The organism is Haloferax sp. KTX1 (assembly GCF_902410085.1).
GTDB classification, from domain to species: domain Archaea; phylum Halobacteriota; class Halobacteria; order Halobacteriales; family Haloferacaceae; genus Haloferax; species Haloferax massiliensis.
Genome location: NZ_CABPRH010000300.1, coordinates 1 through 405 on the forward strand (window position 1 = coordinate 1; position 405 = coordinate 405).

Below are 405 nucleotides of genomic sequence, written 5' to 3' on the forward strand. Positions count from 1 at the left end.
CGTTCCCCCGGATTGTGACGTTCACGTTCTCCCGAGCCGGGTCGAGCCCGACCCGTTCCTCCGCACTCCCGCCTGACTCGTAGCCACATCCTGACGGTGGTGCGTTCCCAGCGAAGAACTCCCGAGTACAGTGTTCGTCTAGGACGTACGGCTGCTGTGGCGAACCGAGCATCCCCATTGTGAGCCCATCGGCGACTCTGTCGGTCGTGACTGTCTCCTCCTGAACCCCCGCAGAAAACGGCGACAACAACCCCGGAATGAACAGGAAAATGAATATCAGGACACTCAGAAACAGGCTCATACCGATCGCGAAGTCCAGCGTTGTCTGCCCACGCCGGTGCTCTCCCATCCAGAGTGACCGGCCGACACGCCGGTCGTTAGACTGCGTCTCATTTCTCCTACGGT

Annotated in this window: 1 protein-coding gene; it reads right to left on the reverse strand. The window is 60.2% G+C overall.

All coding sequences use genetic code 11. The features are described 5' to 3' along the window. Nucleotides 1–405 (reverse strand): hypothetical protein (locus tag FY251_RS21935; protein WP_369333712.1); only part of this gene is annotated, 405 nt, incomplete at both ends.